Annotated in this window: 16 protein-coding genes; 9 read left to right on the forward strand and 7 right to left on the reverse strand. The window is 65.2% G+C overall.

The annotated features are described in order from the left end of the window. Positions 1–95 precede the first annotated feature (95 nt). The 3 genes from AAHM40_RS09355 to AAHM40_RS09365 form a co-directional block, all read right to left on the reverse strand. A complete protein-coding gene (locus tag AAHM40_RS09355; RefSeq protein ID WP_342244382.1) occupies positions 96–950 on the reverse strand; it encodes a sulfurtransferase in 855 nt (284 codons plus the stop codon). A gap of 105 nt (positions 951–1,055) precedes the next feature. Beyond that, positions 1,056–2,231, reverse strand: coding sequence for a cystathionine beta-lyase (gene metC, locus AAHM40_RS09360; protein WP_342244383.1), 1,176 nt, complete (start codon positions 2,229–2,231; stop codon positions 1,056–1,058). 203 nt (positions 2,232–2,434) lie between these two features. After that, positions 2,435–2,911 (reverse strand): Lrp/AsnC family transcriptional regulator, encoded by a 477-nt coding sequence (locus AAHM40_RS09365; RefSeq protein ID WP_028628994.1) that lies wholly within the window; start codon positions 2,909–2,911, stop codon positions 2,435–2,437. Positions 2,912–3,037: 126 nt separating this feature from the next. On the opposite strand from AAHM40_RS09365, the gene AAHM40_RS09370 reads away from it, so the two are divergent. Beyond that, positions 3,038–3,847: a lysophospholipid acyltransferase family protein gene (locus tag AAHM40_RS09370; RefSeq protein WP_342244384.1), complete on the forward strand. Its 810-nt coding sequence runs from the start codon at positions 3,038–3,040 to the stop codon at positions 3,845–3,847. Positions 3,848–4,140: 293 nt separating this feature from the next. Here the strand turns inward: AAHM40_RS09370 and AAHM40_RS09375 are convergent, their stop codons facing one another. Further along, positions 4,141–5,202 carry an SMP-30/gluconolactonase/LRE family protein gene (locus AAHM40_RS09375; RefSeq protein WP_342244385.1) on the reverse strand — a complete coding sequence of 354 codons (1,062 nt, stop codon included), beginning with the start codon at positions 5,200–5,202 and terminating at the stop codon, positions 4,141–4,143. Between the two features lie 415 nt (positions 5,203–5,617). Between AAHM40_RS09375 and dapA the strand changes: the two genes are divergently transcribed. The 6 genes from dapA to AAHM40_RS09405 all read left to right on the forward strand — a co-directional run bounded on the left by dapA (position 5,618) and on the right by AAHM40_RS09405 (position 10,823). After that, the gene (gene dapA, locus AAHM40_RS09380) at positions 5,618–6,472 is read left to right on the forward strand and encodes a 4-hydroxy-tetrahydrodipicolinate synthase (protein ID WP_342244386.1); all 855 of its coding nucleotides are present in this window, start codon (positions 5,618–5,620) and stop codon (positions 6,470–6,472) included. Between the two features lie 111 nt (positions 6,473–6,583). Then, the gene (gene rnd / locus AAHM40_RS09385) at positions 6,584–7,711 is read left to right on the forward strand and encodes a ribonuclease D (protein ID WP_342244387.1); all 1,128 of its coding nucleotides are present in this window, start codon (positions 6,584–6,586) and stop codon (positions 7,709–7,711) included. Positions 7,712–7,758: 47 nt separating this feature from the next. Beyond that, positions 7,759–8,052, forward strand: a complete 294-nt coding sequence (locus AAHM40_RS09390) for a YcgL domain-containing protein (protein ID WP_342244388.1) — start codon at positions 7,759–7,761, stop codon at positions 8,050–8,052. Then, positions 8,052–8,981, forward strand: a complete 930-nt coding sequence (locus AAHM40_RS09395; RefSeq protein WP_342244389.1) for a D-2-hydroxyacid dehydrogenase — start codon at positions 8,052–8,054, stop codon at positions 8,979–8,981. Before AAHM40_RS09390 ends, AAHM40_RS09395 begins: the two co-directional genes overlap by 1 nt. Positions 8,982–9,073: 92 nt before the next feature. Further along, on the forward strand, positions 9,074–9,523 hold the full coding sequence (locus AAHM40_RS09400; protein WP_342244390.1) for a YcgN family cysteine cluster protein: 450 nt from the start codon (positions 9,074–9,076) through the stop codon (positions 9,521–9,523). 76 nt (positions 9,524–9,599) lie between these two features. After that, on the forward strand, positions 9,600–10,823 hold the full coding sequence (locus AAHM40_RS09405; RefSeq protein ID WP_342244391.1) for a hypothetical protein: 1,224 nt from the start codon (positions 9,600–9,602) through the stop codon (positions 10,821–10,823). Positions 10,824–10,885: 62 nt separating this feature from the next. Here the strand turns inward: AAHM40_RS09405 and AAHM40_RS09410 are convergent, their stop codons facing one another. Next, the gene (locus AAHM40_RS09410; RefSeq protein ID WP_342244392.1) at positions 10,886–11,581 is read right to left on the reverse strand and encodes a type 1 glutamine amidotransferase domain-containing protein; all 696 of its coding nucleotides are present in this window, start codon (positions 11,579–11,581) and stop codon (positions 10,886–10,888) included. Positions 11,582–11,622: 41 nt separating this feature from the next. After that, positions 11,623–11,997, reverse strand: a complete 375-nt coding sequence (locus AAHM40_RS09415) for a YajD family HNH nuclease (protein ID WP_342244393.1) — start codon at positions 11,995–11,997, stop codon at positions 11,623–11,625. Positions 11,998–12,130: 133 nt separating this feature from the next. Here AAHM40_RS09415 and AAHM40_RS09420 point away from each other — a divergent pair, with 133 nt between their 5' ends. After that, the gene (locus tag AAHM40_RS09420) at positions 12,131–12,457 is read left to right on the forward strand and encodes a hypothetical protein (RefSeq protein ID WP_280283470.1); all 327 of its coding nucleotides are present in this window, start codon (positions 12,131–12,133) and stop codon (positions 12,455–12,457) included. 3 nt (positions 12,458–12,460) lie between these two features. Here AAHM40_RS09420 and AAHM40_RS09425 read toward each other — a convergent pair whose 3' ends face one another. Then, the gene (locus AAHM40_RS09425; protein WP_342244394.1) at positions 12,461–14,500 is read right to left on the reverse strand and encodes a S9 family peptidase; all 2,040 of its coding nucleotides are present in this window, start codon (positions 14,498–14,500) and stop codon (positions 12,461–12,463) included. 95 nt (positions 14,501–14,595) lie between these two features. On the opposite strand from AAHM40_RS09425, the gene AAHM40_RS09430 reads away from it, so the two are divergent. After that, positions 14,596–15,075, forward strand: coding sequence for an MFS transporter (locus AAHM40_RS09430; RefSeq protein ID WP_342244395.1), 480 nt, complete (start codon positions 14,596–14,598; stop codon positions 15,073–15,075). Positions 15,076–15,192: the final 117 nt, after the last annotated feature.

Below are 15,192 nucleotides of genomic sequence, written 5' to 3' on the forward strand. Positions count from 1 at the left end.
TCAGGCTTCTGGTTATTGTCTATATAGCTGCCTGTGATTAAAAAACAGCCAGCAGGGCGAGGCCGCCAAGCCCATTGCCCGCTGGCTTTTCGGTCTCACTCGCCCTTGGCAATAGGGCGGGCGGGATTGGTGATCCACTCGCTCCAGGAGCCGGCGTAGAGCTGTGCCAGCGGGTAACCGGCAAGATTCAGGGCGAAAAGATTGTGGCAGGCGGTGACGCCCGAACCGCAGTAGGCCACCAGGTCGTCCAGTGGGCGGTCGCCGATCATCGCGGCGAAACGTTGCTTGAGCGCCTCGGCCGGAAGGAAGCGGCCATCGCCGCCGAGGTTGTCGGTGAAGGCTGCGCATTGGGCGCCGGGGATATGGCCGGCTACCGGGTCGATGGGCTCCACCTCGCCCTTGAAGCGCGGCAGGGCGCGGGCGTCCAGCAGAGTGAGGCTGACATTGCCCAGGCGTTGCTGGAGGCTGTCGGCATCTATCAGCAGGCTGTCGTCGGGCTGGCCCGCAAAGTTGCCCGGCTGCACGGACGGCTCCACGGCAGTCAGCGACAGACCGGCATCACGCCAGGCCTTCAGGCCACCATCCAGCAGGAATACGCCATCGCGCTTGCCCAGCCAGGCCAGCAGCCACCAGGCACGGGCGGCAAAGGCGCCGGGGCCGTCGTCGTAGAGCACGATGGCGCTGTCGGCATTGACGCCCCAGTCGCGCAGCCTCGCGGCGAGTACCGCAGCGTCTGGCAGCGGATGGCGACCGGTCACGCCCTTGCTCACCGGGCCAGAGAGGTCACGCTCCAGGTCGGCGAAGCGGGCCTTGGGAATGTGGCTTTCGGTGTAGCTGCGCTGTCCGTAGACCGAGTCGTCGAGGGAGAAACGGCAGTCAAGGATGACCAGGCCCGGTTCATCCTGGCGGGCACTGAGTTGGGCAGGGCTGATGAGTTGCGCGAGCGACATGGCGGGGTCCTTGTCGTGACCATTGTTGTGGCGAGCATCATAAGGACGCCCGCATGGCCTGTCGCGCGTTATTGGCGGCGGCGCGGAGCCCGCGCCGCCCGTGCGTCAGCGGCAGGCGCTGCGCAGGCGCTGGAAGCCGGCGTCGAGATCGGCGATCAGGTCGTCCGGATGCTCCAGGCCGATGTGCAGGCGCACCAGCGGGCCATTCGCCTTCCAGGTGGTGGCGCTGCGGTGGGCGCTGGGGTTGGTCAGCAGGATCAGGCTTTCGAAACCGCCCCAGCTGAAACCCATGCCAAACAGTTGCATGTTGTCGAGCATGGCGCGGATAGCCTGCTCGGGCATTGCCTTGAGGACCACGCTAAATAGGCCGCACGCGCCGCTGAAGTCGCGCTTCCACAACTCATGGCCGGGGGCGCCGGGCAGTGCGGGGTAGAGGATCTGTTCCACTTCCGGTTGCTCGGCCAGCCATTGGGCGACCTGCTCTGCATTGCGCTGGTGCCGCTCCAGGCGGGTCGAAAGCGTGCGCAGGCCGCGCAGGGCCAGGTAGGCATCGTCGGCACTGACTGACAGGCCGAGCTGCTTGTAGAAGCCACGCACCTGTGGGAACAGCGCTTCGGTGGTCATGATCACGCCCATCAGCACATCGGAGTGACCGACGATGTACTTGGTCGCGGCGTGTATGGAAATGTCCACGCCGTGCTTGAAGGAGGCGAAATGCACCGGCGTGCCCCAGGTGTTGTCGAGCATCACCAGGGCACCGTGGGCATGGGCGACTTCGGCGATGCTGGGCACATCCTGCACTTCGAAGGTGAGCGAGCCCGGGGACTCAAGGAACACCACGCGGGTGTTGGGGCGCATCAGTTCGACGATGCCGCCGCCGATCAACGGGTCGTAGTAGGTGGTCTCGATGCCGAAACGCTTCAGGGTTTCGTCGCAGAAGGCGCGGGTCGGGTCGTAGACCGAGTCGGTCATCAGCAGATGATCGCCAGGCTTGAGCGTGGCCAGCAGGGCCGTGGTCAGGGCGCTCAGGCCGCTGGGGGTGAGCATGGCGCCGTAGGCACCTTCCAGCTCGGCCAGGGCACTCTCCAGGGAGCGGGTGGTGGGGTTGCCGTGGCGGCCATAGGTATTGAGGGTGCCATTTTGCGCGTGCAGGGCTTCCACGGTAGGGAAGAGCAGCGTGGAGGCGCGGTAGACCGGAGTATTCACGGTGCCACCGACGCGGCCCCGTTCGCGGCCTTCATGGGCCAGCAGCGTTTCGACATGCAGCTTGCGGTCGTCCACCTGGGTGTTTCCTCTGAATCCGATTAACGAGATGGGGCGGTGCCTTCCGTCAGGAGAGGCAACTGGCGTGGGGGAAAGATTACCGATGGGCGCGGGGAAATTCTTTGCTTTGATTTGCTGGGATCGGCATTAAGGTAGAAATAAAATCTACTTAATTAGAGATAAGTAGGAATATTTTTCTATTCGATGTCGTGGTGCGGAAATCATGGGTCGCCTGCTTGCTCCAGGTGACCGAGCGGCAGGGCCGTGGTGTGCTTGATCACTTCCATCGCGAAGCCGGAGCTGACGTCGGACAGGTCGGCAACGCGGATCAGGCGTTTGTACACCGCGTCATAGCCCTTGATGTCGGGCACCACGATCTTCAGCAGATAGTCCACGTCGCCGGTCATGCGGTAGATCTCGACGATCTCGGGGATGTCGCGGGTGCCTTCGATGAACTGGCGGGTCCAGTCGTCGCTATGGCGGCTGGTGCGGATGGTGACGAATACGGTGACTCCGAGCTTGAGCCGTTCAGCATCGCAAAGCGCCACCTGCTTCTGGATCACACCGTCCTCGCGCAGCTTCTGCAAGCGCCGCCAGCAGGGCGTGGGAGAGAGGTTTACCGCCTCGGCCAGTTCCGCGAGTGAGATGGAGGCGTCCTGCTGCAGGAGGGCGATGATCTGCAGGTCTTTCTTGTCCATGGGCTGGGTCCGTGGCGGATGCGTTTGGTCGGGAGGCTGGTGGGCCAAGTGTGTCGAAATGATGACAATCGGCATCATAAAGTCGCCCGTGAATGAAGTCGCGCGGGCAGAAGATGGGAGCGCTCGATGCCAAGCCTGCAAATACTGAGTGAACGTGCCTCGCTGGTCCGCCGTCTTGGCGTGATCCTGGGGACCTTGTCGGTGGTTTTCTACTACTGCTGTCTGGTGCTGGTGCGCGCGCCGCTGGGGCGTCTCGACCGCGCCTGCGTGGACCGCTATACCCGCGCCATGTCACGCCTGCTGCTGCGTCTGGTACGTATGAACCTGTCGGTGCACGGGACGATTCCCGACTTCAACGATGGTCGCCGTTACCTGATTCTCTGCAGCCATTCCAGCCACTACGACATTCCGGCCAGCTTCGTCGCCCTGCCGGGTTCGATCCGCATGCTGGCGAAGAAAGAGCTGTTCCGCATCCCCTTCCTCGGCCCCGCCATGCGTGCGGCGGAGTTTCCTTCCATCGACCGGCACAACCGCCGCCAGGCCCTGGCTGACCTCGACACCGCCCGGCGCATGATGGAGAGCGGAATCGTCCTCTGGGCCGCGCCAGAGGGCACGCGCTCCGCTGATGGTCGCCTGTTGAAATTCAAGAAGGGCTGCTTCCACCTGGCACTGGATACCGACGCGGTGATCATTCCCGTGTCCATCCGCGGCATCCACCGCGTGCTGCCGGCGCGTACCTTCCGCCTGAATCTCGGACAAAAAGTGGACGTGCATGTGGGCGAGCCAATCGATGCCAGCCAGTATGGCCCGGAGCGGCTCGGTGAGCTGATGACCGAGACTCGCGCGCGGATGGAGGGGTTGCTGGGGCGGGAGCCCGGTGACGCCACGAATCCTGTCGGGGCGACTTCATGCCCGCCCCCGGCGCGAACCTTGTAGGGGCGAATTCATTCGCCAAGCAGGACGCAGTCCTGCCGTAGGTTGGTGCTGAGCGTAGCGAACCCCGAGGTATGGGAGCCGAGACTGGCTGCCCTCTCCCCCGGCCCCTCTCCCTGAAGGGCGAGGGGTGACTTCATGCCCGCCCCCGGCGCGAACCTTGTAGGAGCTGGCTTGCCAGCGAAACGGGGCCATTCGCTGGCAAGCCAGCTCCTACGGGCAATGCAGCTGCTTGCAACAATTAATGCCGACATAGCCATTTCATTCGCCAAGCAGTGCAAGGCTCGCCTCGGTGTTCAACGAAACTTCAACTTCCCGATCCGGTCATTGTCCAGGCTGCCCAGGTAGAGGTAGTCACCCACCGGCTTGACCGAGGTCACCATGCGCAGGTGGGTGCCGCTGGTGTCGTGCAGGCTGTGGACGATCTCGCCTTTCTCGTTCAGTTGCAGCACCAGGCCGTAGGGCACCGGCTTGGGCCAGAACATGCGCGGCAGCTTGGCGATCTGCGCCTTCAGCCAGGGCTGGGTGTGCAGGAAGTCGGCATCGGCCTTGCGCGGGGAGGGCAGTGCGACCCAGAAGGTGCCCTGGTGGTCACCTTGCAGGTTGTCCGGCAGGCCCGGCAGGTTGTCGATGAACACGTCGTGGGCCCCGGCCTTCTCGCCGCTCAGCCAGTAGCGGGTGATGCGGTAGCGGTAGGTCTCGTTGACCAGCACGAAATCCTCGTTGGCCGACAGCGCCACGCCGTTGGCGAAGTAGAGGTCCTTGAGCAGCACCTCGGTCTTGCCGGTGGCCGGGTCGAAGCGCATCAGGCGGCCATGGGGGCGGGCTTCCAGCAGGTCCAGCAGGTAGTCCGGTTGCTGGAACTTGCTCGAGGCGTCAGTGAAGTAGATGCGGCCGTCCTGGGCGATGTCCAGGTCGTCGGTAAAGCGGAAGGGCACGCCCTCGGCCTCGCTGGCGAGCACTGTGATCTTTCCTTGCGGGTCAATGCGCAGCAGGCCCTTGTAGGCATCGCCGACGATCAGGTTGCCGGTGGCGTCGAAATCCATGCCCAGCGGCCGCCCGCCGGTTTCGGCGAAGGTCTCGACCTGGCCATTCTCGGCGATGCGCACGATGCGCCCGTCATGCAGGCCGGCATAGAGGCGGCCCTGGCCGTCGACGGCAGTGTCTTCCGGGCCATGCACCTGGCCCTGGGCGACCAGTTCGGCCTTCATCAGGGTGTCGTTCGGCTCCAGCACACCGGTCATTTCCGGCGCCTTCGGTGCATCCCAGGCCAGCGGGTCGATGGGAGACGGCGTGATGGCGAGATAGACCGTCAGCGCGACGATCAGCAGGGCGAATATGCCCAGCAGCTTCTTCATCTTCTTGTATCCATTCAGGTGAGGGGGTGGTCGGAGCCTTGTTCTTCTTCGCGCGGGCTTTTTAGCAGTCGTCCGCCCCCGGCGCCAGGGCTGAATGTTGCGGCATTAGACAGGCCGCAGTTGACAGGCGCCGGGTGGCTTTCGCAGTATCGGTGCCTTCGCTGCATTCAACCGAGCTTTCAATGCCCGCCATTGCCACCAACGCCGTTCTTGCCCTGGACCTCCCGGCCCAGGTGTCGGCTATTGGCGTTGCCGCGGACAAATCGAAGAAACAGTCGCTCATTTGACCGGGGCGCGCTGTCCCGTCAGATGGGCTGACAGGACAGTAGGCGCGAAGTAGGTCGATCCTTCCTCGAATCTCCCTCCCTGCATTCCTCCGACGGTGACTCTGACGGTCAGCCAAAGGAGATCTGCAATGCCTGTGTTTTCTGGAATCTGGGTTGCCCTGGTAACCCCCTTCAATGAAGGCTCCATCGACTTTCCCGCCCTGCGCCGCCTGGCCCGGCACCTGCTGGACGCCGGCGTTTCCGGCCTGGTGGCCTGCGGCACCACGGGGGAGGCGGCGGCCCTGTCCAAGGATGAGCAACTGGCCGTGCTGGACGCGCTGCTTGACGAGGTGCCCGGTGACCAACTGGTGATGGGCGTGGCAGGCAACAACCTGACGGAAGTGCTGGCCTTCCAACGCGAGGTGCAGCGCCGTCCCATCGCCGGCGTGCTGGTGCCGGCGCCTTACTACATCCGTCCGTCCCAGGACGGCCTGCTGGCCTGGTTCGGTGCCATTGCCGAAGCCTCGACGGTGCCGGTAATCCTCTATGACATTCCCTATCGCACCGGCGTGCGCCTGGAGCTGGACACCCTTCGGCAGTTGGCCCGGCACCCGAAAGTGGTGGCTATCAAGGACTGCGGCGGCAACCCGGAAACCACCCTGGCGTTGATCGCTGACGGCGAGCTGGACGTGCTGACGGGGGAGGATGGGCAGATCTTCAACACCCTGTGCATGGGCGGTCATGGAGCGATTGCCGCTTCGGCTCATATCCACCCGCAAGAGTTCGTGCGCATGGCCCATTGCATCGCCAACGGTGAACTCGAAGCCGCCAGAGTGATCTTCCAGAAACTGCAGCCGTTGATTCGCCTGGCCTTCGCCGAGCCCAATCCAGCCCCGGTGAAAAGCCTGCTTGCCATGCAAGGGCTGATCGTGGATGAGCTGCGCCTGCCCATGCAGCGCAGTTCCGCAACGCTGCTGCAACGCCTGCGTGTCGAGCTGGCCTAGGCGTTGGCCTGCCCCGCGCAAATCAGCCGCAACGGGGCGGGAGCGATGCAAGGCGCGAAGCGAGGACCCGGCGCGATATATACTGCGCGCCACTGATTCTAGGAGAGCCCTGTGGCCATCGACATTATCTGGATTCGCGACGACGCTTCGCTGGCCAAACACTGCGCCGAGTGGCGGCGTCTGCCCTTCGTGGCCCTGGACACCGAGTTCATGCGGGTCGATACCTTCTACCCGAAGGCCGGCCTGGTACAGGTCGGCGACAGTGAGCGAGCGTACCTGATCGACCCGCTCCTGATCGGCGACTGGTCGCCCTTCGCCGAACTGCTGGAAGACCACGCCGTGCTCAAGGTCCTGCATGCCTGTAGCGAGGACCTGGAAGTCTTCATGCGCCTGACCGGCGCCTTGCCGCAACCGCTGCTGGACACCCAACTGGCCGCCGGTTATCTCGGTATCGGCTATTCCATGGGCTATTCGCGCCTGGTGCAGGCGGTGCTCGGCATCGAGCTGCCCAAGGACGAAACCCGCTCCGACTGGCTGCAGCGCCCGCTCACCGAGATGCAAGTGCGCTATGCCGCCGAAGACGTGCAGCACCTGGCCGAGCTCTACGCCGCCCTGGAGCCGCGCCTGACCGACCTGAAACGTGCCTGGGTGCTGGAAGATGGCGCCGAGCTGGTGGCCAACCTGCGCCGCGAAGTCATTCCCGAAGAGCTTTACCGCGAGGCCAAGCTGGGCTGGAAACTCACTCGCGCCCAGCTCGCCGTGCTGCGCGAACTCTGCGCCTGGCGCGAGATCGAAGCGCGCCTGCGTGACCACCCGCGCAACCGCATCCTGCGTGAGCACAGCCTCTGGCCCCTGGCGCGCTTCCAGCCGGACAACCTCGTGGCCCTGGCGCGAATCGACGACATGCACCCGCGTACCGTGCGCCAGGACGGCAATACCTTGCTTAAATTGATTCGCGAGGCCGCTGAAACGCCGCCCGAGCAGTGGCCCGAGAAGCTGCCTGAGCCGCTGCCGCCGGAAGCCTCGCCGCTGCTGAAACAGCTGCGCGCCGTTGGCCAGGCCGAAGCCGAACGCCTGGGCATGGCACCGGAATTGATGCTGCGCAAGAAGCACCTGGAGGCCCTGCTCAAGACCGGCTTCCCCGACGGCCCCTACAGCCTGCCCGAGGGGCTGCGTGGCTGGCGCCGCGAGCTGATGGGCCAGGCCCTGCTGGACACCCTGGCCACGGCCGGCCAATGAACCCTTTCGCCGTGCCCGCTGGCACGGCTCGCCCCATGAGCCTGACCATGAAACGTATCTGCTCCATCTTCAAAAGCCCGCGCAAGAACGAGATGTACCTCTATGTCGACAAACGCGAAGCCCTGAGCCGTGTGCCTGAAGCCCTGCTGAGCGCCTTCGGTGCGCCGCAGCATGCCTTCGACCTGGTACTCACCCCTGAGCGCCAACTGGCCCGTGAAGACATCGGCAAGGTGCTGGAGAACATCGAGAAGCAGGGGTTCCACCTGCAGATGCCGCCCGTCCAGGACGAATACATCGAACATCTGCCGGAAGAACTGCTGCGGATGAACGATCCCCTCTGATGAAAATCCTCATCGCCGAAGAGGAGTTCGCGCTTTACGCCGATCTGCTGCGAAGCGAAACCGGCCTGCAGCTGCATGGTGGCAGCGAGGCGGAGCGCCTGCTGGAGGCCGCGCGGGAATGCCCGATCTGGCTGGGCCAGCCGGACTTGCTGGCGCAACTGCTGCGCCAGGGCTGCAAGCCGGAGTGGATGCAGTCCACCTGGGCCGGCATCACGCCGCTGCTGGCGGCCGACCTGCCCAACGACTACCAACTGACCCGCGCAGTCGGCATCTTCGGCCAGGTCATGGCCGAGTACGTACTCACTTACCTGCTGGCACACCAGCGGCAAACCCTCTCGCGGGTTGCTGCCCAGGCCGAGAAGCGCTGGGATAATCGCCTGCCGAGCAGTCTGGTGGGGAAGCGGGTGCTGATCGTCGGCAGTGGTGATATCGGCCAGAGCGTGGCGGGCTTCCTCGAACCCTTCGGCGTCGAACTCCACGGCATCGCCCGCGAGCCCCGTCAACTGGAGCCCTTCGAGCGGGTCTTCGGCATGGAGTCCCTGGCGGAACAGGTGGGGTGGGCGGACTGCGTGGTGAACCTGCTGCCCGACACGCCGGCCACCCGCGATATCTACGATGCCGCGATTTTTGAGCGCATGCGCCCAACCGCGCTGTTCATCAACGCCGGCCGCGGCGTGGCAGTGGTGGACCATGACCTGGTGGCGGCGTTGCAGGCCGGGCAACTGGCCGGTGCCGTGATCGATGTCTGCCGTGAAGAGCCGCTGCCCGCCTGGCACCCGTTCTGGACCGCCCCCAACCTGCTGGTCACGGGCCACAGCTCGGCGCCAACGCTGCCCAGCGCCATGGCACGGTTGTTCGTCGACAACCTGGGGCGCTACCGCGCCGGGGAACCGCTCAGGGGGCAAGTCAGCTTCGAGCGAGGCTACTGAGTTCGCCGCGCTGTAACCAATGGTCAGCTATGCTTGGCCGACACCCCGGACCCGACTAGACTACGCGCCCCCGAAATAACCCCCCGTACGCCATGGCCGCCAAAGTCGAACCCTTCTGGAAGCGCAAGACCCTCGATCAGCTCGATCAGGAAGAATGGGAATCGCTCTGCGATGGCTGCGGACTTTGCTGCCTGCAGAAGCTGGAAGATGAGGACGACGGCAGCGTCTATTACACGCGCATCGCCTGCAAGCTGCTGGATCTGAAGACCTGCCGCTGCACCGACTACGCCAATCGACGCCAGTTCGTTGCCGACTGCATCCAACTCACCCCGGCCCAGGCCGATCAGTTCAGCTGGTTGCCGCCCACCTGCGGTTACCGCCTGGTGGCCGAAGGCAAGGACCTGCCGCCCTGGCACCATCTGATCTGCAATGACCCCGAAGCGGTGCACAAGGCCGGCATCTCCCAATCCGGACGCATGCTCAGTGAAAACAGCGTGGCCGAGGATGATTGGGAGGAGTATCTGATTTTTCGCGCCGGTTGAAGCGGGTCACGGATCAAACCGCTGCCGTTCGAGTCTCAGGGACTGACTGTCACACCCACCAAGGAAACCATCCTCGATGTCCGCCCGTTCCCAGCTCCTGCTGTCCACCGCCCTGCTGACCCTGAGCGCCCCGCTGTGGGCAGCGAAGAAGGTCGATCTCGACTATCAGGTGCGCTTTCTACCCGAGAGCGACCAGGCCGAAGTCAGCCTGGTACTGGAGAAAGGCGACGGCGTGCGCAGCCTGCGTTTCGACCTGGGCGACAAGGGTTACTACAGCGACTTCAAGGCCAGCGGCAGCTGGACCCAGGATGACCCGCAACACGGCACCTGGGTGCCCGGCGACGGCAAGGCCAGCCTGAGCTACAAGGTGCGTGTCAGTCACCCGCGTGGCGATGGTCGTTTCGATGCCCGTATGACCCCCGACTGGGCGTTGCTGCGGGGCGATGACCTGGTGCCGGCGGCGCGCCTGGACATGGTGGATGGCATCGAACTGGTGGCGCGCCTGCAGATCGATATGCCCAAGGGGTGGAAGTCGGTGGAAACCGGCTGGCCACGCGTCGGAAAGAACCGCTTCCGCATCGACAACCCCGAGCGCATGTTCGACCGTCCCACCGGCTGGATCCTGGCCGGCAAGCTGGGCAGTCGCCGTGCCACCCTGGGGGCCACCGACGTCACCGTCAGTGCGCCGGTGGGCGAGGGCATGCGGCGCATGGACATCCTCACCCTGCTGACCTTTGTCTGGCCCCATGCCCAGGAAGTCTTTCCCCGCGAGCCGGGCAAGCTGCTGATCGTCGGGGCCAACGACCCCATGTGGCGAGGCGGCCTGTCTGCCCCCAACTCCTACTTCATGCACTCGGCGCGACCGCTGGTGAGCGAGAACGGCACCAGTTCCCTGGTGCATGAGCTGGTGCATGTGCTCAGCCGGATCAGTGATACCGACAAGAGCGACTGGATCAGCGAAGGGGTGGCCGAGTACTACGCCATCGAGCTGCTGCGCCGTGCCGGTGGTCTGAGCGACGATCGCTACGAGGCCATTCGCAAGCAGCTGCGCCAGTGGAGCAAGAAGGTCGACAGCCTGCGCGGCGAACAGGCCAGCGGCGCCGTCACCGCCCGCGCCGTGCTGCTGCTGCAGGACCTGGACAAGGAAATCCGCCTGCGCACTGACGGCCAGCGCTCCATGGACGACGTCGCCCGAGGCCTGATGCGCCTGGACAAGGCCAGCACCAAGGACTTCATCGAAATCACCGAAAACATCATGGGCGGCGCGTCGGACGTGCTGGATACCAAGCTGTTGCGTTGATTGCAGCGCGTTTTCTGTAGGGGCGAATTCGCCCCCACAGGGATCAATTTCCCACTGTCGGCCTACATCTCTCCCCGCCGCCCGCTCAACAGTTCCAGCATGGCTGCCGCCGTCGGCTCGGACGATGCCGGGTTCTGCCCGGTGATCAGGTTGCCGTCGGTGACCACATGGGGCTGCCAGTCCGCCACCTTGGAGTAATGGCCGCCGTTCTCCTTCAGCGCATCTTCCAGCAGGAAGGGCACCACGTCGGCCAGGCCCACGGCGGTTTCCTCGGAGTTGGAAAAGCCGGTCACTGCATTGCCCTGCACCAGCGGCGCGCCGTCCGGGGCTTTGGCGTTGAGCAGCACCGCCGGGGCGTGGCACACGGCGCCCACCGGCTTGCCGGCGGCGTAGAAGCTTTCGACCAGAACGATGGAGTGCAGGTCGTCGACCAGGTCCCACAGCGGGCCGTGGCCACCGGGGTAGAAGAGGGCGTCGTAGTCCCCCGGCACCAGCCCGGCCAGTATATGGGTGTTGGCCAGTGCACGGCGCGCCTCGTCATCCTCGCGGAACCTGTGGGTTGCCTCGGTCTGGGCGTCCGGGTCGTCGCTCTTCGGGTCCAGCGGCGGCTGGCCGCCTCTGGGCGAGGCCAGCACCACCTCGGCGCCGGCATCGCGGAAGGCGAAATAGGGCGCGGCGAACTCCTCCAGCCAGAAACCGGTCTTCTTGCCGGTGTTGCCCAACTGGTCGTGGGAGGTCAGTACCATCAGGATCTTCATCGTGATCTCCTTGCGGACTCGGTGACGAACGGCCCGGTGGGCTATTCCTCGCGCTTCAACAGGTTGCCGATGTCGGCGAACGCCTTGTAGGTGGTGCGCGGACCCTGCCGCGCGCCGGGTTCTTCCTCGCTGTGCCACTGCTGGTCGGTGTAGCGGGCGTGCTCGTTGTCATGACAGTAGAGGCAGAGCAGCTCCCAGTTCGAACCGTCCGGCGGGTTGTTGTCATGATTGTGATCGCGGTGATGCACCGTAAGTTCGGACAGGCGCTTGCCGCTGAACTCGCGTCCACAACGGCCACATACCCAGGGAAACAGCTTCAGTGCCTGCTCCCGGTAGCTGTGTTCGCGCCGCTTGCGTTCGTCGGCAAGCAGTTTGTCCAGCTTGCTCGCGGGCGGTGCTGATCGCTCTGTGCCCATTGGTTGCGCTCCTGAGTCTGGATCTGTGAAAAGTCTAGTCCGGGCATGCCGGATCGCGGGTATCCCGTCGCACGGGGCGCCGCGCCGGCCGTCGGGGTTTAGACTCAGACAAGGTATGAACCGGAGGCAGCCCATGAAGCTTTCGCACAGGTCGTTGCTGCTGGCGCTGGCCCTGATCGCCGGCAGCGCGGCCGCGCAAAATCCACCGTTGCTGCGTGCGCCCTTGCAGGCGCCGGCCGGTTCGCCCGGCACCGTCAATCCGCAGCCTTATCCGCAGGTGACGCCGCGTGCGATCACTCGTCCGGCGCCGCAGAGCGGCAGCCCGCAGATGATGAAAAGGCCGGACCAGGAGCAGCGCCTGCGCGAATCCCTGGAGCAGCGCGACCAGCCGATTCCGGTGCTGGAGCAGCAACTGGAGCGCAACACCAAGGGACTCGGGACCGGCACCGGCAATCCCTGATCGTTACTGAGGCAGCCCCAGCACCTTGAGCAGGAAGGCGTACTCCAGCGCCACGTCGCGCAGCGCCTGGTAGCGGCCGCTCATGCCGCCATGGCCGGCGCCAAGGTCGGTCTTGAGCAGCAGCGGGTTGCTGTCGGTCTTCGTCGCACGCAGGCGGGCCACCCATTTTGCGGCTTCCCAGTACTGCACGCGGCTGTCGTTGTAGCCGGCCACCACCAGCATCGCCGGGTAGGCTTGGGCGCTTACGTTCTCGTAGGGCGCGTAGCCCTTGATCCGCGCGAACACCTCCGGCTCGTTCGGGTCGCCCCATTCGTCATACTCGGTCACGGTCAGCGGCAGGTCGGGGTTCTGCATGGTGTTCAGCACATCCACGAACGGCACTTCGGCGATGGCGGCGGCGAACAGCTCTGGGCGCAGGTTCAGCACCGCCCCCATCAGCAAGCCCCCGGCGCTGCCGCCGCTGATGGCCAGTTGCGCGGAGGTGGTGTAGCCCTCGGCGATCAGGTGCTCGGCGCAGGCGATGAAGTCGCCGAAGCTGTTGGTCTTGTGTTCCAGCTTGCCGGCGCGGTACCAGGCCTCACCCAGCTCACCGCCGCCGCGCACATGAGCGATGGCGAATACGAACCCGCGCTCCAGCAGGCTCAGCCGCGCATGGGAGAACCAGGGATCGAGGCTCTCGCCATAGGCGCCGTAGCCGTACAGGTAGAGCGGGGCGGGCTTGCCCAGGGTGTCGCGGTGCGCCACCAGGCTGATGGGGATGCGCGTACCGTCCGCCGCCGTCGCCCAGAGACGCTGGCTGACAAAGGCGTCCGCATCGAAGGGGCCTTCCACCGGCGTTTCCTTGAGCACCTTCTGCGCGCCTGTGGCCAGCTCCAGTTGGCGCACCTGTGCCGGGCGGTTGAGAGCCTCGTAGCGCAGGCGGACCACCGGGCTGTCGAACTCCAGGCTGTCCTGCACGTAGAGGCTGTAGGCTGCATCCGGCAACTGGAGCGGGTAGGGCGCCGCGCCTTGCGGGTGCACCTGGATGATTGGCAGGCCCCCTTCGCGCAGGCTCAGGACGAAGCCGCCGGCATTCAGGCTGACGCCTTCCAGCATGCGCGTCTCGTCATGGGCGATCAGCGTCTGCCAGCGGGCGCGAGCGGGCACGGCTTCGGTGCTCTGGTAGAGCGCGAAGTTGATGCCGCTCTGGTTGCTGCGGATCAACCAGGCCCACTGGCCGTCCAGCTTGCCGTGGTCGATGTAGTACTCGTGCTCTTCTTCGCGCTCGGCCACGCAGGCCCAGGCACCTTCAGGGGTGTCGGCATCCAGCACCCAGGCTTCGCTGGTGGTCTTGCTGTTGAGCAGAAGGATCAGTTGGCGCTCGGAGCTGGCGCGGTAGCAATGCAGGAAAAAGCGTCCGTCGCCTTCCTCGAATACCAGAGCGGCGCCGGGTTCGCCCAGGCGGGTGCGGTAGAGGCGGTGCGGGCGATGGGTGTCGTCCAGTTCACCAAAGAACAGCGTGGCGCTGTCGTTGGCCCAGGTCATGCTGCCGTCGCAGTGCTCGAAGGGCAGGGCGGTGATTTCTCCGGTGGCCAGTTCCTTGACGAACAACTGGTAGATCTCGTCGCCGCTGGTATCCAGGCTGTAGGCCAGGCGTGCGTGGTCGGGGCTGATGCTGAAGGCGCCAATGGACAGGAAGCCGCCAGCGGCCAGCTCGTTCGGGTCCAGCAGCAGTTCTTCGCCGAGGTCGTCCAGGGTCAGGGAGCCGTCGGCCGGGCGCGGGCAGCGGTAGTGGCGCGGGTATTCGTCACCGGCGGTGGTGCGCTGGTAGTAGAGCCAGGGGCCCCAGGGCACCGGTAGGGACAGGTCGGTTTCGCGGATGCGGCCCTTGATCTCCTGGAACAGCGTCTCGCGCAGCGCCTTCTGATCGGCCAGCACGGTTTCCAGCCAGGCGTTTTCCGCCTCGAGGTGGGCGAGCACGTCGGGCGCATCGCGCTCCTCCAGCCAGCGGTAGGGGTCGTCACCGGGTTCGATGCGGGCGATGGGGGCTTGGGACATGGGCACTCTCGAAGGCAGGCGGGGCGGCGACGGCAGGAGCGCCGGAACCGTGAAAAGCGTTTATCATAAGCGCCCTTTTGCCAGCCTTGCCACGGATGCCAATGACTGAAAACGACTACCTGCTCGCCTGGGCTGCCTACGGAGTGGCCGCGCTCGGCTGCCTGCTGGTCTGGTTCCGCCTCACGGGCTGGATGTGGCGCTGGCTGCGTGAGCCGCTGCGTCTGCTGATGGCCGTGCTGTTGCTGACCCCCACCATCGTCGACCCGGCCAAGGACATGTTCGCCCCGGCGGTGGCCATCACCGCGCTGGATGTGCTGTTCAAGGTCGGCAACAACGCCTGGAAAGCTACCCTCGATCTGACCATGTACAGCATCATCGCGCTGGCCGTGTACCTGGTATACGCCGGCATCCGCTGGCCCATCGAGAACAAGCTCAAGGCCCGCCGTGCCGAACGCGAAGCAGCCCAGCAGGCTGAAGAAGAGCCGACGCTGCGCGAAGTCATGCGTGACAGCAAACCCGAGGCGGACACCCGCTACGACCAGAACGGCGACCGCCGCCTGCGCATCGAACCCCGCCTCTGATGCACCGGGCCTTGCGGCCCGGTCACGGGACGTTCAGCATGGACCACCCCGGCCCGGAACGTCCCTTTCACTTCCCGGTGCGGGAAGTCGCCCCCTTACAAGAACGCCTGACGCCAG

The sequence above is a fragment of the Pseudomonas sp. OTU5201 genome (assembly GCF_038440135.1).
Taxonomy (GTDB): Bacteria; Pseudomonadota; Gammaproteobacteria; order Pseudomonadales; family Pseudomonadaceae; genus Metapseudomonas; species Metapseudomonas resinovorans.